General features: G+C 70.6%; 23 protein-coding genes. 14 read left to right on the top strand and 9 right to left on the bottom strand.

The window, feature by feature from the left end; all coding sequences use genetic code 11:
- Positions 1–23: 23 nt before the first annotated feature.
- Positions 24–410 carry a hypothetical protein gene (locus tag IEY95_RS11460; RefSeq protein WP_189185834.1) on the top strand — a complete coding sequence of 129 codons (387 nt, stop codon included), beginning with the start codon at positions 24–26 and terminating at the stop codon, positions 408–410.
- A gap of 273 nt (positions 411–683) precedes the next feature.
- Here IEY95_RS11460 and IEY95_RS11455 read toward each other — a convergent pair whose 3' ends face one another.
- Positions 684–1,586 carry a LysR family transcriptional regulator gene (locus IEY95_RS11455; protein WP_189185833.1) on the bottom strand — a complete coding sequence of 301 codons (903 nt, stop codon included), beginning with the start codon at positions 1,584–1,586 and terminating at the stop codon, positions 684–686.
- A gap of 136 nt (positions 1,587–1,722) precedes the next feature.
- On the opposite strand from IEY95_RS11455, the gene IEY95_RS11450 reads away from it, so the two are divergent.
- A complete protein-coding gene (locus IEY95_RS11450) occupies positions 1,723–3,180 on the top strand; it encodes an MFS transporter (RefSeq protein ID WP_229702815.1) in 1,458 nt (485 codons plus the stop codon).
- A gap of 334 nt (positions 3,181–3,514) precedes the next feature.
- Here the strand turns inward: IEY95_RS11450 and IEY95_RS11445 are convergent, their stop codons facing one another.
- Positions 3,515–4,384 carry a LysR family transcriptional regulator gene (locus tag IEY95_RS11445; protein ID WP_189185832.1) on the bottom strand — a complete coding sequence of 290 codons (870 nt, stop codon included), beginning with the start codon at positions 4,382–4,384 and terminating at the stop codon, positions 3,515–3,517.
- A gap of 182 nt (positions 4,385–4,566) precedes the next feature.
- Between IEY95_RS11445 and IEY95_RS11440 the strand changes: the two genes are divergently transcribed.
- Entirely contained in the window at positions 4,567–5,829 is a 1,263-nt protein-coding gene (locus IEY95_RS11440) for an MFS transporter (protein ID WP_189185831.1), read from the top strand.
- Between the two features lie 105 nt (positions 5,830–5,934).
- Here the strand turns inward: IEY95_RS11440 and IEY95_RS11435 are convergent, their stop codons facing one another.
- From IEY95_RS11435 to IEY95_RS11425, 3 genes are all read right to left on the bottom strand, one after another.
- Entirely contained in the window at positions 5,935–7,236 is a 1,302-nt protein-coding gene (locus tag IEY95_RS11435) for a hypothetical protein (RefSeq protein ID WP_189185830.1), read from the bottom strand.
- 203 nt (positions 7,237–7,439) lie between these two features.
- Positions 7,440–8,738: a cytochrome P450 gene (locus tag IEY95_RS11430; protein WP_189185829.1), complete on the bottom strand. Its 1,299-nt coding sequence runs from the start codon at positions 8,736–8,738 to the stop codon at positions 7,440–7,442.
- Positions 8,739–8,758: 20 nt separating this feature from the next.
- Positions 8,759–10,114, bottom strand: coding sequence for a glutamine synthetase family protein (locus IEY95_RS11425; protein WP_189185828.1), 1,356 nt, complete (start codon positions 10,112–10,114; stop codon positions 8,759–8,761).
- Positions 10,115–10,472: 358 nt separating this feature from the next.
- On the opposite strand from IEY95_RS11425, the gene IEY95_RS11420 reads away from it, so the two are divergent.
- The 8 genes from IEY95_RS11420 to IEY95_RS11385 all read left to right on the top strand — a co-directional run bounded on the left by IEY95_RS11420 (position 10,473) and on the right by IEY95_RS11385 (position 18,514).
- The gene (locus IEY95_RS11420; RefSeq protein WP_138044410.1) at positions 10,473–10,661 is read left to right on the top strand and encodes a ferredoxin; all 189 of its coding nucleotides are present in this window, start codon (positions 10,473–10,475) and stop codon (positions 10,659–10,661) included.
- A gap of 5 nt (positions 10,662–10,666) precedes the next feature.
- Positions 10,667–11,875 (top strand): NAD(P)/FAD-dependent oxidoreductase, encoded by a 1,209-nt coding sequence (locus IEY95_RS11415; RefSeq protein ID WP_189185827.1) that lies wholly within the window; start codon positions 10,667–10,669, stop codon positions 11,873–11,875.
- Between the two features lie 11 nt (positions 11,876–11,886).
- Complete coding sequence (locus IEY95_RS11410; protein WP_189185826.1) at positions 11,887–12,699, top strand: acetoacetate decarboxylase family protein; 813 nt, start codon at positions 11,887–11,889, stop codon at positions 12,697–12,699.
- Between the two features lie 124 nt (positions 12,700–12,823).
- A complete protein-coding gene (locus IEY95_RS11405) occupies positions 12,824–14,293 on the top strand; it encodes an aldehyde dehydrogenase (RefSeq protein ID WP_189185825.1) in 1,470 nt (489 codons plus the stop codon).
- Positions 14,286–15,221, top strand: a complete 936-nt coding sequence (locus tag IEY95_RS11400; RefSeq protein ID WP_189185824.1) for a 3,4-dihydroxyphenylacetate 2,3-dioxygenase — start codon at positions 14,286–14,288, stop codon at positions 15,219–15,221. Before IEY95_RS11405 ends, IEY95_RS11400 begins: the two co-directional genes overlap by 8 nt.
- A 10-nt stretch (positions 15,222–15,231) precedes the next feature.
- On the top strand, positions 15,232–16,077 hold the full coding sequence (locus tag IEY95_RS11395; protein ID WP_189185823.1) for a fumarylacetoacetate hydrolase family protein: 846 nt from the start codon (positions 15,232–15,234) through the stop codon (positions 16,075–16,077).
- A gap of 94 nt (positions 16,078–16,171) precedes the next feature.
- Entirely contained in the window at positions 16,172–16,837 is a 666-nt protein-coding gene (locus IEY95_RS11390) for a TetR/AcrR family transcriptional regulator (protein WP_189185822.1), read from the top strand.
- 219 nt (positions 16,838–17,056) lie between these two features.
- On the top strand, positions 17,057–18,514 hold the full coding sequence (locus IEY95_RS11385; protein WP_189185821.1) for an APC family permease: 1,458 nt from the start codon (positions 17,057–17,059) through the stop codon (positions 18,512–18,514).
- 138 nt (positions 18,515–18,652) lie between these two features.
- Here the strand turns inward: IEY95_RS11385 and IEY95_RS11380 are convergent, their stop codons facing one another.
- Positions 18,653–19,363 (bottom strand): type 1 glutamine amidotransferase, encoded by a 711-nt coding sequence (locus IEY95_RS11380; protein WP_189185820.1) that lies wholly within the window; start codon positions 19,361–19,363, stop codon positions 18,653–18,655.
- A gap of 123 nt (positions 19,364–19,486) precedes the next feature.
- Between IEY95_RS11380 and IEY95_RS11375 the strand changes: the two genes are divergently transcribed.
- Positions 19,487–20,977 (top strand): aldehyde dehydrogenase, encoded by a 1,491-nt coding sequence (locus IEY95_RS11375; RefSeq protein ID WP_189185819.1) that lies wholly within the window; start codon positions 19,487–19,489, stop codon positions 20,975–20,977.
- Positions 20,974–21,699, top strand: a complete 726-nt coding sequence (locus IEY95_RS11370) for a gamma-glutamyl-gamma-aminobutyrate hydrolase family protein (protein ID WP_229702813.1) — start codon at positions 20,974–20,976, stop codon at positions 21,697–21,699. The genes IEY95_RS11375 and IEY95_RS11370 overlap by 4 nt, the downstream gene beginning before the upstream one ends.
- Before the next feature lie 122 nt (positions 21,700–21,821).
- Here the strand turns inward: IEY95_RS11370 and IEY95_RS11365 are convergent, their stop codons facing one another.
- Together IEY95_RS11365 and IEY95_RS11360 are read right to left on the bottom strand one after the other, a co-directional pair.
- The gene (locus tag IEY95_RS11365) at positions 21,822–22,394 is read right to left on the bottom strand and encodes a MarR family winged helix-turn-helix transcriptional regulator (protein WP_189185818.1); all 573 of its coding nucleotides are present in this window, start codon (positions 22,392–22,394) and stop codon (positions 21,822–21,824) included.
- A 557-nt stretch (positions 22,395–22,951) separates the two neighbouring features.
- Positions 22,952–23,503, bottom strand: coding sequence for a YceI family protein (locus IEY95_RS11360; protein WP_189185817.1), 552 nt, complete (start codon positions 23,501–23,503; stop codon positions 22,952–22,954).
- 231 nt (positions 23,504–23,734) lie between these two features.
- Here IEY95_RS11360 and IEY95_RS11355 point away from each other — a divergent pair, with 231 nt between their 5' ends.
- Positions 23,735–24,265 carry a MarR family winged helix-turn-helix transcriptional regulator gene (locus IEY95_RS11355; protein WP_189185816.1) on the top strand — a complete coding sequence of 177 codons (531 nt, stop codon included), beginning with the start codon at positions 23,735–23,737 and terminating at the stop codon, positions 24,263–24,265.
- Positions 24,266–24,274: 9 nt separating this feature from the next.
- On the opposite strand, the gene IEY95_RS11350 is transcribed toward IEY95_RS11355, so the two are convergent.
- The gene (locus IEY95_RS11350) at positions 24,275–25,210 is read right to left on the bottom strand and encodes a DMT family transporter (protein WP_189185815.1); all 936 of its coding nucleotides are present in this window, start codon (positions 25,208–25,210) and stop codon (positions 24,275–24,277) included.
- Positions 25,211–25,305 lie beyond the last annotated feature (95 nt).

Here is a 25,305-nt window from a genome sequence, read left to right as displayed (position 1 = left end):
CGGGGCGCCACACCCTCTTCCTGATGGGAATGGGGGAGCGCCGCCTCCCTTCGTGCGGTGCATCGAGGCGCGGTGCGCAGACGAGGATTGGGCGGCGCCTCTGCGAACTGCCGCTGGGCTTCGATCTTGCCCTTGAACGCGTCCGCACTGTGCTCGTTGAGCTGACCCCAGACGCGAACCCGGAGTTGGTGGAAGCAGCAACGGACCGCGTGACGCTCCGCGTGCTCACCGCAGGCGGAGCCCTCAACATGAACCCGGTGGTGGTCACCGTCGATGCGCGTCGCAACGGCGAGCGGACCGCCCTGCATGTGCGGGCGATGGCGAAGGAGGGTCTGATCAAGCAGCGTGCAGGTCAGAAGACAACCGAGCGCATCACGGCGCTGCTGGACGGAGCCAGCCCGAGTTCATGAGCAGTCAATGGAGAAAGTCCTCGCAGGTCGGCGTCTCCACGAAGGGCGAATGGCAGCAGGCGGAGGATCCGCCCGACCCCACCGGCACCTGGACGGCTGGGAAGCTGAACTGAAGGGCAGGGGGCTACCCCCTGGATACCCCCTGGATCACGGTGCCTGTCGGCGGGCCGCTGCCGCTAGAGCCGCTCGCCGGCGTCATCGCGTACGACATCGCGTACGACATCGACGCCACCGGACGCCCCCGGCTCGCGTACAGGTGACCTCCCCGAGCCGTCAATCCTGTCCGTCGAAGCGACACACACCGAGTACGCGCTCGCGCAGCCACCGGTGAGCCGGGTCCGCGTCGAGTCGGACGTGCCACAGCAGCGACACCGTCACCTCGGGAGCGCGGAAGGGCAGTTCGAAGGAGCACATCCCGCGCCGCAGGTCCGCGGTGTGCCGCTCCGGAACCGTGGCAACCAGGTCCGACGCCTTGGCCAGGGCCAACGCGGCACTGAAGCCGTCGACGACCGTCACGACATCCCGCCGACGGCCCGTCGGGTCAAGAGCCTCGTCCACCAGCCCCTCCGTCAGACCGCGCCGCGAGACGTGCACATGTCGCGCGGAGGCATACCGGGCCGTCGTCACCTTCCCGGTACTCAGCGGATGCTCGCTTCGCACCACCCCGACGAACCGGTCGGTGAACAGGGCCGTACTCAACACGTCGGGAGGCAGCACGTCTTCGACGACACCCGTCTCCAGGTCGACCATGCCGTCGCGCAAGGGACCGATGTCCTTCTTGGTCTTCTGCAGGAACCGCAGTCGTACGCCGGGTGCCTCGCTGCCGACCTCGGCGACCAACGTGGGTCCGAATCTCTTCACGAACCCATCGCTGCTGCGCAACGCGAACGTCCTCTCCAGCGTCGCCAGGTCCAGCTTCTCGGCCGGCCGCAACACCTCTTCGGCCTCCCGGACCAGGCCACGCACACGGTCGCGCAACTCCAGGGCGCGCGGCGTGGGCACCAGCCCTCGGCCGGCCCGCACCAGCAGCGGATCGCCCGTGGCCCGCCGCAGTCGCGCGAGCGCGCGACTCATCGCGGAGGGGCTGAGGGCAAGCCGTTCTCCCGCTCGCGTGACGCTGCCCTCCTCGAGCAGGACGTCCAGCGTGACCAGCAGATTCAAATCGGGCCTGGACATACGCACACGATCTCACGGATCGATCGGGACATGGCGCTGTGTGCACAAATGGCTTTCCATCTTTGCGTCTTCCGTCAGGTCGGAGCGAGGCCTACGTTCATTGCGATCCCGTCGACTCCGGAAAGAGGCCAGCGTTGTGAGACCAGTAACCCCTTCGTACACCGAGGCCGACGGGACGTCGCCCGTGCGCCGTCCGTCATTGGCCTGGGCGCTCGGCGCACTGTCGCTGACCATGCTGCTGCCCTCCCTGAGCATCAGCATCGCCAACGTCGGCCTGCCGAACATGGCCGTTGCCTTCGGTGCGGGCTTCAACGAGGTCCAGTGGGTCGTCATCGCCTACCTCCTCGCCATCACGACACTGATCGTCGGAGCCGGCCGCCTCGGCGACCTCGCCGGCCGACGTCGCCTCCTGCTGAGCGGCATCGCCGTGTTCACCCTCGCGACGCTGTTGTGCGGTCTCGCCCCGAACCTTCCCCTCCTGGTCGCCGCCCGGGCACTCCAAGGGGCAGGCGCCGCGTGCATGATGGCGCTGACCATGGCTTTTGTCGGTGAGACGGTGCCCAAGGACCGCACCGGCAGCGTCATGGGCCTGCTCGGCACGATGTCGGCAGTCGGTACGGCGCTGGGACCCACCCTCGGTGGAGCCCTGATCACGCTCTTCGGCTGGCGGGCGATCTTCCTCGCCGGTGTGCCTCTCGGCCTCGTGGCGCTCGCGCTCACCTTCCGGGTGTTGCCCGATGCCGTACCGGCAACTAGCTCTCCACGCCGTCGGTTCGACACCCTGGGCGCGGCACTGCTGGCCATCACTCTGGGCGCCTACGCGCTGGCGATGACGATCGAAGGGAACTCGTTCGGCCCGCTCGCCATCGGACTGCTCATCGCCTCGGCGGCAGGCCTCGCCCTGTTCGTCTTCGCCGAGAGCCGGGTCCCGTCCCCGCTGCTCACCCTCTCGATGCTCCGCGATCCCGTTCTCGCCGCCGGACTGACGACGAGCGCCCTGGTCTCGACCGTCATGATGACCACCCTGGTCGTGGGACCCTTCCACCTGGCCCGGGCACTCGATCTCGACCCGGCGCTCGTCGGTCTGGTGATGTCGGCAGGCCCCGCCGTGTCCGCCCTCACCGGCGTCCCGGCCGGCCGCGCCACCGATCGCTTCGGAGCCGAGGCCATGGTGGTCGTCGGACTCAGCGGCATCCTCGGCGGTGCCGTGGTGCTCTCCCTGATGCCCCCGGCGGCCGGTGTCATCGGATACGTCCTGCCCCTGGTCGTCGTCACCGCGAGCTACGCGCTGTTTCAGGCGGCCAACAACACAGCGGTCATGAAGGATGTCTCCCCGAGCCGGCGTGGCCTGGTGTCGGGCATGCTGAACCTCGCCCGGAACCTGGGCCTCATGACCGGCGCATCGGTCATGGGAACGGTCTTCGTCTTCGCCGCCGGAACGAGCGATGTGACCACCGCCCCGTCGGCGGCGACAGTCCGCGGCACGCACTGGACGTTCGCTGTCGCCGCCCTCCTCGTGGCCTTCGGACTGGCCGTGGCCCTGGGACTTCGGCTGCGCTCGCGGCTCTCGCCCCGAGACCCCGTCGGCGCCTAGGCCCTGTCGTCACATTCCCGTCTGCCCCGCGACGCCATGCACGCACTCTCGCCGCACCGGGCACAGACCCAAGTACATCCAGTACGAGGGCCTGTGCCCGGCACGCCGAGAGCACGCACCTGACGCCGCAGGGCCCGCCCTCCGGGCGGACGACGGGAATTTGACGACAGGACCTAGGACGGCCCAGAGGTGCGGTGCTGGTCTTGGCTGTGCCCACGACCACGAGGACGGCTGCCCCCGGCCGCGTTGCCCGGCACCGCTCCTCCCTGTCGGCTGCCGCGCTCCTCGCGGCCGGGACCGATCCGCTCCGCGTTCCGTGGACAGTTCCGCGCGGTCACGTGATGTGCCGGAGCAGCGCGGCGACTGCCGGGGGTGCCTCGCCCCGGGGGCGTACGACCATGACATTCCAGTGCGGCGCGTGGCGTTCGAGCCGGCGTACGGCCAGGTCGGGGAAGCGTGCGGCGATCGACTCGGGAATGATGCAGACGCCCAGATCGTGGCGGACGAGTTCGGCCGCCGCGACGATGTCGTTGACCTCGAAGGTCGTGTCGCGCTCGACGAGAGCGGCGCGGAAGGCGCGGTCCACCGCGACCCGGATCGCCCATCCGGGGGCGAAGTCCACCAGGGGGAGCCGGGCCACCTCGTCGAGCGTGACCTTTCCATCCGCTCCCGTTCCGCTGAGTTCCCGCTCGGGAGAAACCACCAGCACCATCTCCTCCCGGGCGAGCAGACGCGTGACCAGTGCTCGCTGCTGCCGACGGTCGAGGGCGACCACCGCCAGGTCCACCGTCCCGTCGCGCAGCGCCTGACGGATGTCGACCACGGCTGCCTGCCGGAGCCGTACCACCACGCCGGGATGTTCGGCTCGCAATGCGGCCAGAGCGTGGTGGAGGCCGGCCCAGACGCCCTGCATCGTGCCGACCGTCACCGTCCCCCGCAACTGGCCCTGCACGGCGTCCACCGCCGACCGTGCCTGTTCCGCGGCGCGCAGGGCCGCGCGTGCGGCCGGAACGAACGCCTCGCCGGCCGGTGTCAGAGCCACCCGATGTGTGGTGCGGTCGAACAACCGCGTACCCAGCTCTCGCTCCAAGGCGCGCACCGTGCCCGACACGGCGGACTGGACGACGTGGAGCCGCTGCGCCGCCGCCGTGAAGCCGCCCTCTTCGGCGACGGCGATCACGACCTCCATCTGCCGCAGGTCCATGAGCACGCTCCCGATGGCCGGGTCATCCCCATGGGAAATCTCCGCAGGTCTCCGCACGGAAATCTCTCTTGGAGATAACAGTCTTCGTCGATTATCGCGCCAACTGCGGAAGCGCGGTTTCTCGGCACACGTTGATCCGGTCACGAAGCCGAATGTGGGATGCGTCGAAGGAGAGGTCGCTCATGACCGCGTTGACCAGCACGACAGACCGGGCGCCGGGCCCGCGGGCCCGGGCGGCCGGGACCCGTGGAGGCGTCCCACGGCATCACTCGCCTGCCCGTCACCACGTGGGCTTCTGGCTGGTCGCCGCGACCTTCACCCTGACCATGGCCTTCTCCACCGTGCCCACCCCGCTCTACCCGCTGTACCAGCGTGCCGACGGTTTCGGCCCGTTCGTCGTCACGATCGTCTTCGCGACCTATGCCGTCGGCGTGCTGGCGGCACTCTTCCTGGCCGGACATCTGTCGGACTGGTTCGGGCGCAGAAGGGTGCTGCTCCCGGCGATCGCGCTCGGCATCGCCTCCGCCCTGGTCTTCGCGAGATGGTCCTCCGTGCCCGTCCTCCTCGTGGCCCGTCTGCTGTCGGGACTGAGCGTGGGACTGCTGACGGCGACGGCCACCGCGTACCTGGACGACCTGCACCGGCAGGCCCGGCCCGACGCCTCGCCCGTCCGCGCCAATGTGGTGGCCACGGGTGCCAACCTCGGCGGGCTGGGACTCGGGCCACTGGTCTCCGGGCTCCTCGCCGAACACACCTCGGCCCCTCTGCACACTCCCTACCTGCTCTTCCTCGGCCTGTTCGTCGTCGGAGCGGTGGCCGTGGTCCTCACTCCGGAAACCGTGGAGCGGCCCGAGCCGCGGCCGCGCTACCGCCCCCAGCGCATCAGCGTTCCCGACCGGGCCCGTCCCGCCTTCTTCGCCGCGGCCGGCGCGGCTCTGATCGCCTTCGCGGTCTTCGGCCTGTTCACCTCGTTGACTCCGGTCGTCCTCAGGGATCTGCACGTTGCTTCCCCCACGGTCACCGGACTCGCCGCCTTCCTCGTCTTCGGTTCGGCGGCGCTGGCACAGATCCTGCTGGCTCGCCTGGGCACCCGTACCCAACTACTCCTGGGGCTGGGGCTCCTCGTGGTCGCCATGGCCGCGCTGACCGCCGCCGTCCGGACGGCGGACCTCCCGCTGTTCCTCGTCGGCGGCGCGGTCTCCGGGGCGGCCGCCGGTACGGCCTTCAAGGGCAGTGTCAGTACGGTGCTGTCGCTGGCCGTGCCCGAGCGGCGCGGAGAGACGCTCACCGGACTGTTCCTCGCCGCCTATCTGGGCCTGTCGCTGCCGGTGCTGGGGCTGGGCCTGGCCGTCCAGACGGTACCGGTCCGCGACGCCGTGCTGGTCTTCGCCTTCCTGGTCGCGATCCCGGCGGCCCTCCTGGCGCGCCGGTTCGCCCGTCGATGAGCAGTGCGGGAATGCGCGCGACGGGAGGTGCCGAGCAGCGCCAACTGCTCGGCGGGGATGTGCGGGCGGCGGACTGATCCGCCGCCTGCCGGATCGGTTCGGTCGTTACCGCTGGGCCGCGCGGCGGCGTACGACCAGGACGGCGCCCGTGCCGGCGACGACGGCCGCGGCCGCCGCGCCCGCGATGGGCAGGGTGGAACCGGAACCGGTGTTCGCCAGGTCGCCGCCGGTGGAGGCGGATCCCGAGGAACCGCTCGCGGTGGAGGATCCGCCCGTGGAACCGGAACCGCCGGCGGACCCGGTGCTGGAGCCTCCTGTCGACGAGGTGCTGGAGCCTCCGGTCGACGAGGTGCCGGAGCCACCGGTGGAGGATGTCGAGCCGCCATCGGCCGAGCCGCCCCCACCCGTCGACCCGCCACCGGTGACGTCGAGCAGGATGTCGGCCGTGTCGTTCGCCTTGTTCTTGTCGAACGGCCGGGATTCTCCGGCGAGTGCCACCGAGCCCTTGGCCCCCGGCACCACCTTGTCGATCTTCAGCGTGAAGGTGTAGGTCTCCCCGCCCTGTTCGTCGACCCAGGACTGGCTGGTGCCGCAGTCATAGCTGCCGGACCCCACGCTGTCGCAAAACCCGTGGGCCTTGGTGACCGTCGTACCGGCGGGCATCTTGACCAGAACCCGGGTCGCCGGGGTGCCCGCGTCCCTGAGCACCCAGCCCGGCCCGGCGTTGGTGAACTTCACCGCCAGAGCGACCGTGTCTCCGACGCGGCCCTTCACCCGGGCTCCGGACACCTGGAAGTCGGCCGTGTTCGCCGTGGTCACGGCCACATCGGCAGCGTCCCAGTCGGGGTGCGCGTCGGAGCCGGTGCCGGTCGGGGTGGCGTCGGGCCGCGCGACCAGCTTCACCGCGGGTCCGGTCCCGCGCACGGGCTGCGAGGCGCCGTCACCGGGGGCGGTGTCGGTGGTGGCGACTGCCACCCGGAGCCTGTCGTACAGCGCTCGGTCGAGCACGTTCAGCGTCAGCGACTTCTCGGGCGCGTAGACGACGCCGGGTTCCACCGTCTGATCGAATGCGCAGACCGCGTCGGAGTGACTCGGGGCCTCGTCGAAGGAGGAGACCTCGTAGCGAAGGCAGTTGGAGGGCAGTTCCGCCTGGCTGAGCCCGCGGGTGACGGAGTACGACAGCCAGATCTTGTCGACTGCCTTGGTGCCCTTGTTCGTGAAGGTGACCGGCACGTCGACGCTGCTGCCCGGCTTCAGACCGTCGATCGGGGCGATCTCTCCCAGGGCCAGTCGGGGGCCGGGGGCATCGGCGGCGGCGGGCGCGGCACCCAGTGCGATCAGGGCGACAGCGCCGATCGCGCCGGCGGTCTTGCGGAGCGTGGGGAAACCGGGAGCGGTGTGCAGCATGGAGGTCCCTCTGGGTGAAGCGTCGGCGGCGGATGAGCGAACTGTGGGGGAACGCCAGTTCCTCCACAGCAGACGCACGCCGCGACCGAAGGGTTGTACCGCGGTGGATCGCCGAACCGCTACGCACCGTGGCCGGGCCGGCGAAGCCGTCGGCCCGGCCACGGTGTACGTGCTCGGTGGTGCTGCCGGAAGAGGTGGTGCCGTCAGGCGAGGGTGACCTCGACCGGCAGCTTCTTGATGCCGTTGACGAAGTTGGAGCGGACGCGCGGTACGTCGCCGGCGAGGCGGATGGAGGCGAGGCGCGGGATCAGCTCCTCGAACATGATCCGGATCTCGGTGCGGGCCAGCAGATTGCCCAGGCACAGGTGCGGGCTGCCCTTGCCGAAGGTGACGTGGTCGTTGTTCTGCCGGGTGACGTCGAAGTCGTACGGATTGCCGAAGACGTTCTCGTCACGGTTCCCGGAGGCGTACCACATGACGACCTTGTCGCCCTCCTTCACCTGCTTGCCGCCGAGTTCGACGTCACGCGTCGCGGTGCGGCGGAAGTGGTAGACGGGGGAGGCCCAGCGCAGGAACTCCTCGACGGCGGTCGGGATGAGGGAGGGGTCCTCCTGGAGCCTGGCGAGTTGCTCGGGGTGCTGGATGAGGGCGAGCATGGAGTGCGAGATGGTGTGGCGGGTGGTCTCGTTGCCCGCCACCACCAGGAGCAGGAAGTAGTTGTCGAAGTCCTGGGCCGAGAGCGGGACTCCGTCGCGCGGGGTCTCGTTGACGAGCTTGGAGACCAGGTCGGTGCCGGTGCCGGTGCCGCCACGCCGCTGCCGGGCCAACTCCCGCCCGTACTCGAAGACTTCGAGCGAGGCGGGGGAGCGGAAGGGCAGGTCGCGGTACTGCTCGCTCTCCGCGCTGTGCAGGAGGACGTCGGCGTAGTCCGGGTCGGTGTTGCCGATGATGCGGTTGCCCCAGTCGATGAGCTGCTGGTTGTCCTCCGGCGGTACGTCGAGGAGGCGGGCCAGCACGTTGATGGGGAAGTCGGCGGAGACGTCGGCGACGAAGTCGAAGGTGCCCTTGGCGAGGGCGGCGTCGAGTGTCCTGGCGGTCAGGCCGCGCAGGAAGTCGGTGTACTCGTTGATGACGCCCTGACCGAACTGGCGCTGGAGCAGACTGCGCATCGCGCGGTGACGGACGCCGTCCAGCTCCAGGATCGAGGCGCGCTTCTTGATCTGGTCGTCGTCGAGCTCTTCGAGGTTGACGAACCTGGTGGAGGTGAAGGTCGCGGCGTCGCGGTCGACGCGGGCGATGTCCGCGTGCCGAGTCACGGCCCAGAAGCCGGAGTTGGGCGCCTCTTCCGGCTGCCAGTGAACCGGGTCCTCGTGGCGCAGGGTGTGGAACATCCGCCAGGGGGTGACCCCGTCGGTGAAGTTGTCGAGGTCGGCGAGGTCGACGTCCTCCAGGGGGAGGGGCTCGTTCGCGGCTTCGGTCACGGTGGGGAGGTGGGTGGTCATGGTGTGCTCTCTCCTGGACGTCACAGGTGGTAGGCGTACTCGGTGAACTCCCAGTCGGTGACGTGCCGTTGGAAGCGTTCGACCTCGTTCCGCTTGTAGGCGAGGAACGAAGCGGTGAAGTCCTTGCCGAGGATGTCGGCGAGCGCGGTGTCCGCCTCCAGCGCGTCGAGCGCGGCGGGCAGAGTCGTGGGCAGCAGGGCGGCCTTGGCCGTGTCGTAGCCGTAGCCCTCCAGCGGGGCGGGCGGCTCCTCCTTCGCCAGGACACCGAGGAGCGCCGCGGCGACGGTCCCGGCGATCACCAGATAGGGGTTGGCGCCGGCATCGCCGAGGCGCAGCTCGAAGCGGGCACCGGAACCACGCTCGGGCGGGACGCGGACCATGGCACTGCGATTGTCGAGACCCCAGTCGATGAGCCAGGGCGCGAGGGTGTCCGGTCCGAAGCGCTTGTACGAGTTCACGGTCGGGTTGAGCAGCGCGGCAAGGGCGGGCGCGTGGGTGAGGACGCCCGCGACGGCGTGACGCGCGGTGTCGGAGAGGCCGTAGGGCGCCGAGGGATCGTCGAAGGCGTTGCGGCCCTCCTCGTCCTGGCAGGACAGATGGAGGTGGAAGCCGGAGCCGCCCGCGTCGTTGAAGGGCTTGGCCATGAAGGTGGCGAGCTTGCCCTCGGCCCGGGCCAGCTCCTTGACGGCGGCCTTGAAGCGGAAGGCGCGGTCGGCGGCGTCCATGGCGTCGGAGTGGGTGAGGTTGATCTCGAACTGCCCGCCGTCGAACTCGTGGTTGCCGTTGGTGACGCCGATGCCCAGGTCGCGCAGCTGCCGCAGGGTGCGCAGCAGGTGGTTGTCCGGGTCTGCGCGCAGGCCCGCGGTGTAGACGACGCCGGACGCCTCCGTGTAGCGGCGCCAGCCGCTCGCCGACTCGGGGTCGGCCGTACAGAGGAAGTACTCCAGCTCGGGCCCGACCACCGGGCGCAGGCCGTGCTCGTCGCATCGGGCGAGCACGGTGCGGAGCAGGTCGCGGGGCGACTCCGGGGCGGGTGCGCCGGTCACCGGATCCGTGACGTCGCCCAGGCAGGACGCGACCCCCGGCTCCCACGGGAGCGGGACCAGAGTGTCGAGGTCGGGGCGCACGGCGATGTCGGGCAGGCCCGCGTCCAGGCCGCCCGCGACCGGGACGACGTCACCCTGCGGGCTGGTGTGGTACGCGGCGCGGCAGAAGGCGAGACCGTGCTCGCAGGCCGCCGGCAGATGGTCGAGCAGGACGTCCCGGGCGCGATCGGTACCGATGAGGTCGGGATAGGTCACGCGGACCACATCGATGCCCTCGGCGGCGAGCCGTTCCAGGTGCTGACGGAGTTGAGGGGTGTCTTGAGCGCTCACCGATGTCTCCTCGGGCGGACGTGAAGGTGGCGGAGTGAAGACGGTGGCCGGGGTGCCGTGCGGCGGGGAGAACAGGATCGCGGCCACTCGTTTGAAGCCAAACGGTAAGAAGCGTGGCCACCTCCCCGCAAGGGGTTGCCGTGAAAAATTTATCCATCCGGATAGCTATTGACCAGGGCCCCATGGGTTCCTATGTTGTTTGAAGCCAAACGAGTTAGGGAGTTCGGTTCGGCCGAGTGGTTCGGCTCCACCGACCCCTTTGGCCGGGGCCCGGCCCCAGGACCGCAGTGTTCGCAGGCCGGGCCCCTTCTTCCATCACTCCGCGCCCCGACGCCCCTCACATCCAGGAGGACCGGCCATGAAGGTCGTCGTCGACATGAACAAGTGCCAGGACCACGGACAGTGCGTCTTCGCGGCCCCCGACGTCTTCCAGCTGGACGACAACGGGCGACTGGCCTATGTATCCGACCCCGACGACGCACTGCGCGACGAGGTCGAGGAGGCCGCCGACGTGTGTCCGCTCCAGGCCATCCGGATCGAGGCCTGAACGCCATGACACGACGCATCGTCGTCGCCGGCGCCTCCATGGGCGGCCTGCGCGCCGCCGAGCGGCTGCGCGCGGCGCACTGGACGGGGGCGATCACCGTCATCGGGGACGAGCCCCACATGCCGTACAACCGGCCACCGCTGTCCAAGGAGGTACTGGCGGGCAGGGCGCCGTTCGCGTCCCTGGCCTTCACTCCGAAGGCGAGCGCCGCCGATGTGGAGTGGCGGCTCGGTGCCTCGGTCACCTCCGCCCGGCTGGCCGACCGCGTCGTCGTGCTCGAGGGGGGCGAGGAGCTGGCCTTCGACGGGCTGGTCGTGGCCACCGGTATGCGCCCCCGGCGGCTGCGCTGCGAGGGACCGCTCAACGGGCGGCACACCGTGCGCACCCTCGCCGACGCCCAGGGGTTGCGCGACGAACTGACCCGGCCCGGTGCCAGGGTCGTGGTGGTCGGCGCCGGGTTCATCGGCTGCGAGGTGGCCGCCACCGCCGTCGGCCTCGGCGTCACCGAGGTGACCGTCGTCGATCCACTGCCGCTGCCCATGGTGGGCCCGCTCGGCGAGCTGCTGGGCCGCGCGCTGCTCCGGCGTCACGAGGAGCGGGGGGTACGCTTCGCGCTCGGCGCGGGCGTGGCCGGATTCGAGGGCGAGGACCGCGTCACGGGCGTCGTCCTGAGCGACGGTACGGTTCTTCCGGCCGACGTGGTCGTGGAGTCCGTCGGCTCGGTCGCCAACACCGAGTGGCTGGACGGCAACGGCCTCGACCTCACCGACGGCGTCCTCACCGATGACCAGCTGAGGGTCGGTGGACTGCCGCACGTCGTCGCGGTCGGTGACGTCGCCCGCTTCCCCAACGCCCGCTACGACGGCATACCTCGACGTGTCGAGCACTGGTCCATTCCCACCGACACCGCCAAGCACGCGGCCAAGAGCCTGGTGGCGCATCTCGACGGCGCGGAGGCGGACTTCGAGCCGTTCGCACCGCTGCCCACCTTCTGGAGCGACCAGCACGAGTTCCGGCTGCAGTCGTTCGGCGCGCCAGTGCTCGGCAAGGACGACGTACGGGTCCTGGACGGCGCCCCGGACGGCGACGTCCTCGTCGGCTATCACGCCGACGGGCGACTCGTCGGCGTCGTCGCCCTCGGCGGTCACGCGGCCACCACCGGCGCCGCCCGCTACCGCGCCCAGCTGCTCAAGCAACCCGCCCTCACCGCGTAAGGACCAACGTCATGGCCAGCGTCCGTGGATACTTCCACCCCAAGACGGCGACCGGCTCGTCGTCGCTGATTCCCGCACCGCCCTGGAAGTACTCCGGTGACCTGCTCACCGTCGAGTACCGCACCGATCCGGCCCGGGTACGTGAACTGCTCCCCGAGCCGCTGGAGTTGGCGGCCGAGGACCCGGGCGCGGTGGCCCTGATCTGGGCCGACTGGCAGTCCTGCTCTTCCGGCGAGGACGAACTGCTGGACCCGGTCCTCTCCCAGTACAAGGAGGCCTTCGCCGTCGTCCGCTGCTCGTACAAGGGGCAGACGTACTCGCGGTGCGTCCACATCTGGGTGGACAAGGACTTCGCCATCGCCCGCGGGCTGCACCAGGGCTACCCGAAGAAGCTCGGGTCCATCCACCAGACGCGTCCGCACCCGTACGGGCCCGCGCCGCGGATCGAGGCGGGGGCGCGGTTCGGTGCGACTCTGGCTGCCGCCGACCGTCGCCTGGCCCAGACCGTGGTCACTCTGCGGGAGCCCTCGGAGACCAACGGGTTCGTCAACGGGCACCCCATGGCGCATCACCGCTGGCTGCCCTCCATCGAGAAGGGCAAGGGGCTGGCGCTGGACGAGCTGATCGAGACCGGTGCGGCGTCGTTCGAGGCCGGGCAGCCGTGGGTCGGCGACGCGGAGTTGGAGCTGTTCGAGGCACCCACGGAGGAGCTTGCCCGGCTGGAGATTCGAGAGCCGATCGCCGCGTACTACCGCCAGGTCGGGGTGGTTTGGGACGGCGGGCGGTTGTTGGAGTCCGGTACTTCGGAAGCGTCCGCCCGGTAAGGCCGCCGGGCCCGTGCGGGCCGTCTGCGGCTTGGCGCGCCCACGCTGCGGAGCCGCACGTCGATACAGCCCCGCGCCCCTGTCGGGCGCAACTCCTCACCCTCGTACACAGGGAGCCCTCCATATGACTGACAAGATCACCGTCGCCGGGGTCGCCGTCGACACCCGGCACTTCATCGGTGCTGAACGTGTCGCCTCCGCCGAGACGTTCACGGACACCTCACCCATCGACGGCAGCGTCCTCGGCGAGATCGCGCGGGGCGGGCGGGCGGAGGCCGAGGCCGCCGTCGGCGCCGCCAAGGCCGCTTTCCCCGCCTGGGCGGCCACCTCGCGCGCCGAACGCGCCCGCATCCTGCACGCCATCGCCGACGGCGTGGAGAAGCGGATCGAAGAGCTCGCGATCGTCGAGACCCACGACAACGGCGCGCTCCTACGTTCGCACCGGCGTGGCGTGATGCCGCGCGTGGCGCACAACTTCAGGTTCTTCGCCGACTGGCTGCTGACCCTGGACCACGACGACTTCGAGACGCGCGGTCACACCAACCACGTGAGCTGGGACCCGGCGGGCCCCTCCGTGCTGATCACGCCGTGGAACGCGCCGCTGATGCTGGCGACGTGGAAGGTCGCCCCCGCGCTGGCCGCCGGCAACACGGTCGTCCTCAAGCCCGCCGAGTGGTCCCCGCTCACCGCGTCCCTGCTGGCCGACATCGCCGCCGAGGCCGGGCTGCCGGCCGGCGTCCTCAACGTCGTCCAGGGCCTCGGCGCCGAGATCGGGGACGCCCTCACCTCGCACCCGGACGTCCGCCGCATCAGCTTCACCGGGTCGGTTCCCACCGCCCAGCGCATCGCCGAGTCGGCGGCGGCCCGACTCACCCCGCTCAGCCTCGAACTCGGCGGCAAGTCACCGCTGCTGGTCTTCGCCGACGCCGACCTGGACCTCGCGGTCGACCTCGCGGTGGAGCAGTACGACAATGCCGGCCAGGTGTGCCTCGCGGCGACCCGGATCCTCGTCGAGGAGTCGATCGCGGACGAGTTCACCCGCCGCTTCGTCGACAAGGCCTCGCGGCTGAAGCAGGGTGATCCGCGCGACGAGGCCACCGACCTCGGACCCAACATCCACCCCCGCCAGCTGGAGAAGATCGACGGCTTCGTGCGGCGGGCGATCGGGCAGGGGGCCCGGGCCGTGATCGGCGGCACCCCCGACACCGGGCTCGGCGGCCTGTTCTACCGGCCGACGCTGCTGACCGACGTGGCGCAGGACTCGGAGATCGTGCAGGAGGAGGTCTTCGGCCCGGTCCTCACGCTCCAGACCTTCGCCACCGAGGAGGAGGCCGTCCGCCTCGCCAACGACACCCGCTTCGGCCTCGCGGCCACCCTGGCGACCGGCGACCACGAGCGCGCCGAGCGCGTCACCGCCCGGCTCGTCGCCGGCACGGTCTGGGTCAACTGCTTCTTCGTACGCGACCTTCAGGCACCCTTCGGCGGCTCCCGGCACTCCGGTGTCGGCCGCGAGGGCGGGACCTGGAGCTTCGACTTCTACTGCGACCTGAAGAACACCGTCACCGCCCCGAACGGATGGAAGAACCATGGGTGAGATCGTCGGGGCCGGGCTGCTCGCGCACGTCCCCACCATCGTCCTGCCGGAAGCCGACCGGCTGGAGCTGAACGAGGGCAAGGAAATCACCCTCGTCACCGGCCTCCGACAGCTCCGCGAGGAGGTCTTCGAGCGCGACGACTACGACACCGTCGTCGTCCTGGACTCGCACTGGGCCACCACGGTCGAGTTCGTCGTCACCGCCCAGCAGCGCCGGGCCGGGCTCTTCACCTCCGAAGAACTCCCGCGCGGCATGTGCCGGATGCCGTACGACTTCCCGGGCGACCCCGAACTCGCCCACAACATCGCCTCGTTCGCCGACAAGCACGGCACCTGGATCACCGCGATCGAGGACGACTACCTGCCGATCTACTACGCGACGATCAATCTGTGGAAGTTCCTGGGGGAGGGGCTGCCCGACAAGCGATGGGTGACGATCGGCGTCTGTCAGACCGGAGACATGGAGGACCATCTGCGCCTGGGCCGTGCGCTCGCCGACGGCATCGCCGCCACCCCCGGCCGCCGGGTCCTGCTCATCGCTTCCGGCGCCCTCTCGCACACCTTCTGGCCGCTGCGGGAGCTGCGTGACCACGAGTCCAGCGACCCCCGCCACATCTTCACCGCGCAGGCCCGCGAGGCCGACCACGAGCGCATCGCCTGGTTCAAGGAGGGCCGCCACGACAAGGTCCTCGACACCATGGACGCGTTCTGGAAGTACAAGCCCGAGGCGAAGTTCTTCCACTACCTGATGATGGCCGGCGCGCTCGGCGAGCAGGCCTGCATCGCCAAGGCCCGCCAGTACGGCGCGTACGAGAACTCCATCGGCACCGGCCAGGTTCACCTCTGGTTCGACCGCCCGGCCGACGGCTGGACCGGCACCGGCCTGCCCGCACCCACCGCCCCGCGCACCCCGCACAGCCGCATCTAGGAGCCCCGCCATGCCCGAGTACCGCCGTATCCTCCTCGACGGCACCGCCGTGCAGGTCACCGTCGACGGGGACGAACTCGTCGCCGGAGACGGCCGCCGCGTCAAGATCGAGGACGCGCAGCACCTTCCGCCGGTCGTGCCCTCGAAGGTCGTCGCGGTCCACCTCAACCATCGCAGCCGGGTGGACGAGTTCCAGATCGAGCTGACCCCGACCCCGACCTATTTCCACAAGCCGACCTCGGCCCTCAACTCCCATGGGGGCGCCGTCGTCCGCCCCGAGGGGTGCACGTGGCTCAACTACGAGGGCGAGGTCGCGATCGTCATCGGGAAGACCGCGCGCAACATCTCGCCCGGCGAGGCGGGGGAGTACATCGCGGGATACACCGTCGCCAACGACTACGGCCTGCACGACTTCCGGGACACCGACGCCGGTTCGATGCTCCGCGTGAAGGGTTCCGACACGCTCTGCCCGCTCGGCCCGGGGCTTGTCACGGACTGGGACTTCCACGGCAAGAGCCTGCGGACGTACGTCAATGGGCAAGTGGTGCAGGACGGTTCGACCGACGAGATGGAGTGGGACATGCACTATCTCGTCGCCGACATCGCCCGCACGATCACCCTCTACCCCGGCGACGTGCTGCTGTCGGGCACCCCGGCCAACTCCCGGCCTGTACAGCCCGGCGACATCGTCGAGGTCGAGGTCGAGGGCCTGGGCAGGCTCACCAACCACATCGTCACCGGCCCGACTCCGATCCGTACGGATGTCGGCGCCCGGCCCACCGAGTCGGAGGAGGTCCTGTCCACCGCGCTCGGCGGCGACTGGGAGTTCCGCGGCATCAGGCCGCCCAGGCGCTGACATGGCGCAGCCCGGAAACGGCACCGTGCCGGGCTCGACGGGAGGTCACCGGCGCGGTGCCGCGGTGCGGGGCCCGGCGGGTAGGGTCGCCACCATGACCGAATCCGCCGAGACCCCTGAAGGCCGCAGGCCGCGCAAGCGGATGAGCTACGGGGAGGGCCGGGAGGCGCTCCTCAACGCGGCCGTACGGGTCGTGGCCCGAGGCGGTCTGCGCAAGCTCACCTACCGGGCGGTCGCGGAAGAGGCCGGGGCCACCCACGGTCTGGTCGTCCACCACTTCGGCTCACGTGACGCGCTGATCGAGGAGGCGCTGGCCCACTCCGTGCGCGACAGCCTGAACCGGAGTGCGCTCGAGACGGGGACGGGCAAGGTAGCGGACTTCTCGGTCGGCCTGTCCGAGATGGTCACGGCGGACCCGGACACCCAGGCGTTCCAGTACGAGCTGCTGCTCGAGTCGCGTCGCCGTCCCGAGCTGCTGCCGCAGATCCGCGTGCTCTACGACGAGTACTTCGACGCCACCGAGCGCGAACTGTCGCGCATGATCCCCGGTGACGCGAGCCGTTCCCTGACCCGGCTGGTCTTCGCCGCGCTGGACGGTCTCGTCCTGCACCAGCTGGTGATGGGCGAGCCCGAGGTCACCGACGCCGCTCTGGAGGAGCTGCGCACCTTGCTGCGGCTCCTCCACGCGAACGGCGGCGAGGGCGACGCGGGCGCCGTGGCCGACGCCGGTGCCGATGCGGCCACGGATCCTGGCGACTGACGCGCTGACCTGCACCTTTGGAAGCCCTGGGCGCGTCGCGTCCAGGGCTTCGTTTGAATTCGTACGAGCAAGGGCTCCCCGTTTCGTACGAGCAAGGGCTCCCCGTGTGGAGCGGATTTCTCGGCGCCACCCCTTGCCAAACGGATAGTTCCAGCCCACCATGAGGCAACTCGTTTGGCCTGAAACGAAAACGTCCCCCTCTCATGGCAGGTGATCCGAGTGGACAGTCAGACGGTCGTCAGAACAGCGACCGCGCAGGACGCGCCCACCGCAGGCAAGCTCAAGCCCAACTCCCTCGGCGTCCTGGGCATCCTCTTCTTCGTCCTCTCCGCCCAGGCGCCCCTCACCGGCATCGCCGGAGCCGTGCCCATCGCCGTAGCCCTGGGCAACGGCACGGGCGCGCCCGCCGCGTATGCCGCGGCCGGGGTCGTCATCCTGCTGTTCTCCGTCGGCTTCGTGGCGATGGGCCGCCATGTCGTGGACGCCGGCGCCTTCTACACGTACATCGGCAAGGGGCTCGGCCGCCCGACCGGCTCGGGCAGCGCCGGCGTCGCGCTCTTCGCCTACTGTGCCGTCCAGGCCGCCATGTACGGGCTCTACGGCGCCACGATGAACGGCCTGATCGAGCACTACGCGGGCGTCAGTGTCCCGTGGTGGATCTGGGTGCTGGGCACCATGGTCGTGGTCCAGATACTCGGTGCCGCGGGCATCGAGATGGGTGCCAAACTCCTGGCCGTCTTCGTGCTGGCGGAGTTCAGCATCCTGCTCGTCTTCGCGCTCGTCACCCTCTTCAAGGGTGGCGGACCGGAGGGGCTCGGCTTCACGGACAGCTTCTCGCCCAAGGCGGCGCTCCAGGGCGCTCCGGGCGTCGCGCTGATGTTCGCCGTGGCGTCGATGTTCGGCTTCGAGGCCACCGCCATCTACGGCGAGGAGGCCCGCGAGCCGCGCAGGACCGTTCCCCGGGCCACCTATCTGTCGGTCGCCGTCATCACCGGCTTCTTCGCCTTCACCTCCTGGATGCTGGTCTCCGCCTACGGCGCGTCGAAGGCTCCCGAGGCCGCGGGGAAGGCCCTGGCGAGCGGTGACTCCACGACGTTCGTCTTCGTGCCGATCACCGCCCAGTTCGGCGCGTGGGTGGGTGACGTGCTGCCGTTCCTGCTGGCGACCTCACTTTTCGCCGGCATCCTCGCCTTCCACAACTCCGCCAACCGCTATCTGTTCTCGCTCGGTCGCGACGGCCTGCTGCCGCACGGGCTGACGGCGATCAACCGGCGTCACTCGCCCTGGGTGGCCGGCGGTGTGCAGACCGCGATCGCCCTGGTGCTGGTCATGCCCTTCGCGCTGCTGGGCAAGGACCCGGTGCTGACCCTCTTCTCCTGGTTCAGCGGGGTCGCGGTGCTGGGCTGCATGCTGCTCTACTTCCTGACCTCGGTCTCGGTGATCGTCTTCTTCCGCCGGGGGCGCCAGGACACGCGGCCCTGGAACACGCTGATCGCACCGGTCCTGGGCGCGCTCGGCATCGGCGGCGCGATCTGGCTGATCATCGAGAACTTCACCACGCTCATCGGCGGCGACCCCACCACCGCCCTCTGGCTCGAACTCACCGTCCCGGCGGTCCTCGTCCTCGGCGTGGTCGCGGCCCGGCTGACCCGTGGCAGGGCGGCGCTCAGGGGCTGACGCGTACCGCCCGGGCGGCCCGGCTCCGGCCTGGCCGCCCGAGGTCGCGACGCCGACTCCCGGGGTGGTGCCGACTCGCCGACGAGGTGACCGCACCGGTCCTGTCCGGTGCGGTCATGGCCATCGGGCGGCAGCGGATCAGCTGCTCGCGTTTGCCACGAGGTCGAGGAATCCATCGACCAGGCGGCCCGCGTTGACCCGCGCCGTCGGCTCCATGTCACGGCTTCGCGCGAACAGTTCCTCCGGGTCCACACCGTGCCGAACGCACTGTTCCGCACCGCCGAGGTCGAGCCAGCCGCGCACCATCGCCGTGGTGATCTCCGGGTGGAACTGCACACCGAGACTGCGCCCCGCCCGGAAGGCCTGCGGGCACACGGCATTGCGGGCCAACTCCACCGCGCCGGGCGGCAGGACGCACCGGTCGTAGTGCCACTGGAACCACGGTCCCGGCGGCACCACGGCGGGCAGGTCGGTCTCGATGTCCGTCCAGCCGATCTCGGGGCGCGGGGACGGCTGCACCGACCCGTCGAGAGCGGTGGTCAGGGCCTGGGCGCCGAAGCAGACGCCCAGCACCGGGACACCGAGGTCGTGAGCCTTGCGCAGCAGCGCGAGCTCGCCGCCGATCCAGCTCCCTATGACCGACTCGTCGTACACGGACCAGGGGGCGCCGAGCGACACGATCAGGTCCCAGTCGGCGGGGTCGGGGAAGTCGAACGCCACGTCCGGCGCGTGGTGATGACGCTCGGGCACGACCGTGACCGTGGTGAGGTCGTATCCACGCTCGGTGAGCCGGGCTCCCACCAGCCCCGGTTCCGTGACGTGTTCGTGCCGGACGACGAGTGCTCGCATCGCGGGCGCTCCCCTCATTCCGTTGTGTCGGCCATTCCGCGGTGTCGGCGGAGGCCCTTGTGAAGGCCCGCGGAACATCATACCGTTTGAACCCAAACGTATTCGGTGACCTGGAGGCCACGCATGTCGGATGTCACCCACGAGGAGTGGCTGCGCCGAGCCAAGGAGCTGGACCTGTCCGGCGCCCACCACATCGACGGTGCCGACGAGCCCGGAGGCGGTACGTCGTTCGCCGCTGTCGCACCCCGCGACGGCGAGGTCCTGGCGGACGTGGCCGACGCACAGCAGGCCGAGGTCGACCTCGCCGTCGCCGCGGCCCGCCGCGCTTTCGACTCCGGGCCCTGGCCCCGCCTGTCCCCTGCCGACCGCGGGCGCGTTCTGCTGCGCATCGCCGACCTGCTGGAGGAGCGGCGCGACCGGCTCGCGCTCACCGTCAGCCTGGAGATGGGCAAGCCGATCACGGACGCGTACGACATCGAACTGCGCGCGGCCATCAACACCTTCCGCTGGTACGGGCAGCTGGCCGACAAGCTCACCGACGAGTCCCCGCACACCGCCCCGGACGCGCTCGCGCTCGTCACCCGGGAGCCCGCAGGCGTCGTCGGCGCGGTCGTGCCCTGGAACTTCCCCCTGACACTGGCGAGTTGGAAGGTCGCACCCGCGCTCGCCGCGGGCTGCACCGTCGTACTGAAGCCGTCGGAGAACTCCCCGCTGTCCGCGCTGCTGCTGGGGCGGCTGGCGACCGAGGCCGGGCTGCCGCCCGGTGTTCTGAACGTTGTCACCGGCGACGGCCCGGTGGCCGGCCGCGCGATCGGCCTGCATCCGGATGTCGACGTTCTCGCCTTCACCGGATCCACCGCGGTGGGGCGGCACTTCCTGTGCTACGCCGCCGACTCCAACCTCAAGCGGGTTTGGCTGGAGCTGGGAGGCAAGTCCCCCAACATCGTCCTCCCGGACGCCCCCGACCTGGAGAAGGCCGCCGCGACCGCCGCCTGGGGCATCTTCTTCAACCAGGGCGAGATGTGCACCGCCCCCTCCCGCCTGCTCGTCCACTCCTCGATCGCCGAACGCGTCACCGAGGCCGTCGTGGCGCGGGCACGGGACCTACGCGTCGGCGATCCCCTCGACCCGGCCACGGAGATGGGCGCGCTCGTGGGCGAGAGCCATCTGGAGCGCGTACTCGACCACATCGGTACGGGACTTGACGAGGGTGCCCGGCTGCGCGTCGGCGGCGGCCGCACACGGGCCGAGTCGGGCGGAAGCTTCCTGCTGCCCACCGTCTTCGACCGCGTCGCCCCCGGGATGCGGCTGGCCCGCGAAGAGATCTTCGGCCCCGTCCTGTCCGTCCTCACCTTCGACGACGTCGACGAGGCGGTCGCGCTCGCCAACGCCACCGAGTACGGACTCGCCGCAGGCCTGTGGACGAGCGACCTGTCCACCGCACATCGGGTCTCGCGCGCGCTGAAGGCCGGCACGGTCTGGGTCAACTGCTACGAGGAGGGCGACCTGACCGTGCCCTTCGGCGGCATGAAGCAGTCGGGCAACGGGCGCGACAAGTCCGCCCACGCCCTGGAGAAGTACACCGAACTCAAGACCACCTGGATCCAGCTGTGACGACGCCCGCGCGACCGCTCATCGCCATTCCCGCCCGGTTCGCCGCCTCCACCTCGGCCCTGCGGTACGCGGCCGAGGTCAACGCCCGCGCGCTGATCGAGGCCGTGTGGCGGGCCGGCGGTGAGCCGGCGACCATCCACCCGACCGGCTCCGCGGACACCGATGTGGCGGCACGGCTCGCCCGCTTCGACGGCGTCCTGCTCCCCGGCGGTGGCGACCTCGCCCCGCACCGTTACGGCGCGACCGACACCCACGACAATGTCTACGACGTCGACGACGTGCAGGACGACTTCGACCTCGAAGCCGCCCGGCAGGCACTGGACCTGGGCCTGCCCCTGCTCGCCGTCTGCCGCGGACTCCAGGCCGTCAACGTCGCCCTCGGCGGCACCCTGCACCAGGACATGGGCGGGCCGGAGCGCGAACACCGCCACGTCGTGCACCCGGTGACCGTCCGACGCGGCACCCTGCTCGAACAGGCCGTCCGCGCCGAGAAGGTGGAGGCCTCCTGCTACCACCATCAGCGAGTGGACCGCACCGGGGCCGGACTCGCGGTCACCGCGCGGGCCGCCGACGACACCGTGGAAGGACTCGAACTCCCCGGTGTCCAGGGCTGGTTCACCGCCGTGCAGTGGCATCCGGAGGACACCGCGCACGAGGACCCCGCCCAGCAGGGACTGTTCGACGCCCTGGTACGCGCGGCCCGCGAACGCCTCTGCCGGTGACGGGCCGGACGGTCCGCGCCGGGAGGTGCCCCTGAGGCCGGCCCGAGATACCGGGGCTCCTCACGGCCGCGGAGTCCTCGCTCCGAAGCGACGTCGTCCAGGGCCTTGCGCGTCGCGCCCGCTCAGGCCTTGGGGCGGCGTCCGCTGCGGCGCGGGGCGGGCTGGGCTCCGTCCAGGAGGGTGAGGCGGCGCTCCTCGCCGTGCTCCTCGACCTGGAGTACGACTCGGCGCAGCCCCTCGGCGACGCTGCGGCACTCCTCGTCGCTGAGCTGCCCGGCGACGAAGGCCTCCTCCTCGTTGAACTTCGGGAACACCCGCCGCATGAGCTCCTCGCCCTCGTCGGTCAGGCTGAGCAACACCAGCCTGCCGTCGGTGGGGTGGCTCGCCCGCCGGATCAGTCCCCGCGCCTCCAGCGTGCGCGAGACCCCGGTGAGCGTGCCCTTGGAGATGCCCGCTTCCTCCGCGATGTGCCGGGTCTCCGACTCGCCCCAGATCCAGACCACCCAGAGCACGACAAACGCCGTCCACGTCAGATCGGACCCGCGCAGTACGGAGTTCTCCAAGTGCTGCCGGACCGCCGAGGCCGCGCGATAGATGTTGGCGACCACGGCCATCTGCTCGTGACGGATCGGAAAGCCGCCGAGTTTCGCGTCCGCGAGCTTCTCGGCTTCGGTGATGGATCGCTGGCCAGGCACGGGCACACTCCTTCGACGACGCGGGGGCGCGTGGAATCGAAGATATCGTTCGGACTCAAATTGTACGAAGTGCCGACCGGATGGACGCCACCCGTTCGGTCGCCGCCGAGCCCCCTTCATCGACGGCGGCCTGGCCTGCGCCTACCTGCGGCGCAGCTGATCGCGGTGATGAGCGCGCCGGCCTCCGGGCGACGGCACCGATGCTCCGGCCCGGAGCGGGGTCAGTGGTCGAGGCCGAAGTGCTGCCCGTGATCTGTCCGTCGTCCGTGACCGACGTGGCCTTGGCCACCGAGTGGGTGCCGCCGAGTACCGGGAGACGGTGGACGCGGACACGCGCGCACGGGCCGCGACGTCTCGCACCGTCGACGTATCGCCCTGGGGCGAGGTCGCCGCCTTCTTGGCCGCCGTTGGCTTCCCCTCCGTCACCGCGCACCTGCGTGGACGCTCCCCCTGCTGGAGCGCTCCGGTGCGGCGGCCGCGGGAGCACGGCCGGGCACGGACCGGGCGGACCGGGCGGGACGACCCGCGGCGGGGTCGTCGCCCGGTCGTACCTCGGGTCAGGAGGACCGATGGGTGAAGCGCGCGGTGATCGTGACGAACGTCAGCGGCTTCAGCATGTTGGCCTGGTTCCAGGTCATGCCGAACTCCTTGCGGTCCACCGGGATTTCGGCGGTGAGGGTGACCGCGTCCGCCGAGACCTCGGACGCCTCCGCGGTGAAGGAGAGCGTGCGGCTCACGCCGATGACGGCCAGATCGCCGGTGACCCGGGCGGTTCCGTTGCCGGCCGGGGTGACATCGGTGGCGGTGAAGACGAGCGAAGGGTGCTTGTCGACGTCGAAGAAGTCCGCGGAGCGCAGGTGCGTGTCGCGCTTGGCGTTCTTGGTGTCCAGGGAGGCGGCGTCGATCGTCACGCTGCCGTGCGTACCGCCCCCGGCGAGTACCTCGCCGTCGCCGCTGACCTTGGTGAAGACGCCCTTGACGTTGACCAGGCCCCAGAACGTCTTGTGCCGGATTCCGACTGTGGTGCCCGCCGGGTCGAGGGTCCAACGACCGGCGGCGACATCCGAGAGCGAGCCGGAGTGGGGGGAGTTCGAGGTGGTGTGGGACATGGTCGTTCGTGCCTTTCGTGAGCGGTCGGGGGGAGCCGGAGGCGATCCGGGCGCCGGAGCGGGCCGTCGGTGGTGGAGTGATCGGTTGAAGGATCAATACACCGCTAGCTATTACATCGGCAGCTATTAGGTAGCTCGCGAGATAATAGCTGGGCGGGGTATCCTCGGCAAGTGGTCAGGACTCAGGATCGAGCGGGCCAAGACGTGGGAATGGACGACGGGAGCCGGTGCATGGGGGAGCCCCAGCGGACAGTGGAGTGGGGCGAGTGCCCCGGTGCGGCGGACGAGTGCCCGAGCGCGGAGGAGACCGACCTGCTGCAGCGCTGGAACGCGTTGGCGACGGGATTCCGGGAGCTCACGGACGAGCTCCTCGCCGAGGCGCAACGTGAGGTCGGCCTGCCTCCCTCGTCGCTCGAAGTGCTGTGCTTCCTGGTCGCCTCGCCGGATCGGGCCGCCCCGATGCGGCTGCTCTCCCAGACGCTCGGCTTCTCCACCGCGGGGACGACCGGAGTGGTCGACCGGCTGGCCGACGCCGGGCTCGTCGAGCGCCGCCCGTCGAGTTCGGACCGCAGGGTGACATACGCGGTCTTGACGCCGCTCGGCCGGGAGACCGCGACGACCGCGGCCAAGGTGTTCGCCGACGCGGTCCGCCGCCGCGTCGTGGAACCCCTGGGTGAGGAGGGCTTCGTGTCCTTCGCCCGCGCCTTCGCCACCCTGGGCATCGTGGACGAGTCCTGTCCCGGTCCCGCGGAGTCCGGCTGACGCCAGGGCCTAGGGGGTACGGACCTCGGCACGGACCGGCTCCGGCCGGTCGGCCGCGGGTCGGCGCCGATCCGCGCCGGCACCCTTCGACCGGTTGATCAGCGCGACGCCGAGCACCGTGACCGCACCGCCGACGAGCGCGACGGGATGCGGTGCTTCGCCGAGCCAGGCGAACGAGACGAGCAGGGCGACCAGCGGCACCAGGTAGAGGGCGGCCGTCGCGGTCGCCAGCGGCAGCCGGGCCACCGCGTACCCCCAGATGACGAAGCCCAGCGCGGACGGCAGCAGCCCGAGGAAGACCGTCGAGGCCAGCGCCCCGAAGGGGGCGTGGGGGAGGGCGCGGGCGGTGGCCGGAAGCAGCGGGAGTGCCAGCACCGTCCCGGCGATCATGGCGTACGTGGCCACTTCGAGGCCCGTGTAGTGGCGCAGCAGGGGCTTGCTCGCGAAGTGATAGACGCCCTGGACGACGGCGGCGGCCAGGACGACCAGTGAGGCGGCCGTGAAGCCGGAGGCACCGTCGGCGAGGGTGACCATCGCGGTGCCTCCGAGCGCCACGGCGCCGCCGACCAGTACCTTGCGCGTCACCCGTTCCGCGAGGAACGTGCTGCCCAGCAGCACGCTGAACACGGGCGCGGCGGCGATCAGCAGACTTGCCGTGCCGGCCTCGACGTGCACCTCGCCCCAGTTCAGCAGCGCCTGGTAGGCCGTCATGCCGGTCGCGCCGCACAGGGCGATCAGCGGGAGGTCACGGCGCCGGGGCCGGCGTACCCGCGCGAAGGGCGCGACGACGGCGAGCGCGACAGCCGCGACGGCCAGGCGCAGGAAGGACAGCGCGGCCACTCCCAGTCCGTCGACACCGACGCGGATGGCGGGGAAGGCCGAGGCCCACAGGATGACGGTGCCGGCCAGAGCCAGGAAACGGGGGGAGGCGAGGTGCTGGTTCACACCTCTAGACTTGGCCCGGAGATACGAAAGATCCAGTTAGTCTTTCTTCGCCGAAACCACAATGGATCTTAATGATTGGCCCATCCGGCCCGGCA

It is taken from the genome of Streptomyces albiflavescens (assembly GCF_014645835.1).
GTDB classification, from domain to species: domain Bacteria; phylum Actinomycetota; class Actinomycetes; order Streptomycetales; family Streptomycetaceae; genus Streptomyces; species Streptomyces albiflavescens.
Note: the sequence above shows the minus strand (reverse complement) of the source record. Positions and strands in the feature narration are given on the sequence as shown.

Bases quoted from the DNA above. Each gene is read 5' to 3' on its own strand.
- IEY95_RS11410 (WP_189185826.1), top strand. From the start codon at position 11,887: ATGGCCAGCGTCCGTGGATACTTCCACCCCAAGACGGCGACCGGCTCG.
- IEY95_RS11420 (WP_138044410.1), top strand. From the start codon at position 10,473: ATGAAGGTCGTCGTCGACATGAACAAGTGCCAGGACCACGGACAGTGC.
- IEY95_RS11400 (WP_189185824.1), top strand. From the start codon at position 14,286: ATGGGTGAGATCGTCGGGGCCGGGCTGCTCGCGCACGTCCCCACCATC.
- IEY95_RS11460 (WP_189185834.1), top strand. From the start codon at position 24: ATGGGAATGGGGGAGCGCCGCCTCCCTTCGTGCGGTGCATCGAGGCGC.
- IEY95_RS11445 (WP_189185832.1), bottom strand. From the start codon at position 4,384: ATGGACCTGCGGCAGATGGAGGTCGTGATCGCCGTCGCCGAAGAGGGC.
- IEY95_RS11375 (WP_189185819.1), top strand. From the start codon at position 19,487: ATGTCGGATGTCACCCACGAGGAGTGGCTGCGCCGAGCCAAGGAGCTG.
- IEY95_RS11430 (WP_189185829.1), bottom strand. From the start codon at position 8,738: ATGACCACCCACCTCCCCACCGTGACCGAAGCCGCGAACGAGCCCCTC.
- IEY95_RS11435 (WP_189185830.1), bottom strand. From the start codon at position 7,236: ATGCTGCACACCGCTCCCGGTTTCCCCACGCTCCGCAAGACCGCCGGC.
- IEY95_RS11440 (WP_189185831.1), top strand. From the start codon at position 4,567: ATGACCGCGTTGACCAGCACGACAGACCGGGCGCCGGGCCCGCGGGCC.
- IEY95_RS11380 (WP_189185820.1), bottom strand. From the start codon at position 19,363: ATGCGAGCACTCGTCGTCCGGCACGAACACGTCACGGAACCGGGGCTG.
- IEY95_RS11455 (WP_189185833.1), bottom strand. From the start codon at position 1,586: ATGTCCAGGCCCGATTTGAATCTGCTGGTCACGCTGGACGTCCTGCTC.
- IEY95_RS11360 (WP_189185817.1), bottom strand. From the start codon at position 23,503: ATGTCCCACACCACCTCGAACTCCCCCCACTCCGGCTCGCTCTCGGAT.
- IEY95_RS11405 (WP_189185825.1), top strand. From the start codon at position 12,824: ATGACTGACAAGATCACCGTCGCCGGGGTCGCCGTCGACACCCGGCAC.
- IEY95_RS11415 (WP_189185827.1), top strand. From the start codon at position 10,667: ATGACACGACGCATCGTCGTCGCCGGCGCCTCCATGGGCGGCCTGCGC.
- IEY95_RS11395 (WP_189185823.1), top strand. From the start codon at position 15,232: ATGCCCGAGTACCGCCGTATCCTCCTCGACGGCACCGCCGTGCAGGTC.
- IEY95_RS11390 (WP_189185822.1), top strand. From the start codon at position 16,172: ATGACCGAATCCGCCGAGACCCCTGAAGGCCGCAGGCCGCGCAAGCGG.
- IEY95_RS11355 (WP_189185816.1), top strand. From the start codon at position 23,735: ATGGGGGAGCCCCAGCGGACAGTGGAGTGGGGCGAGTGCCCCGGTGCG.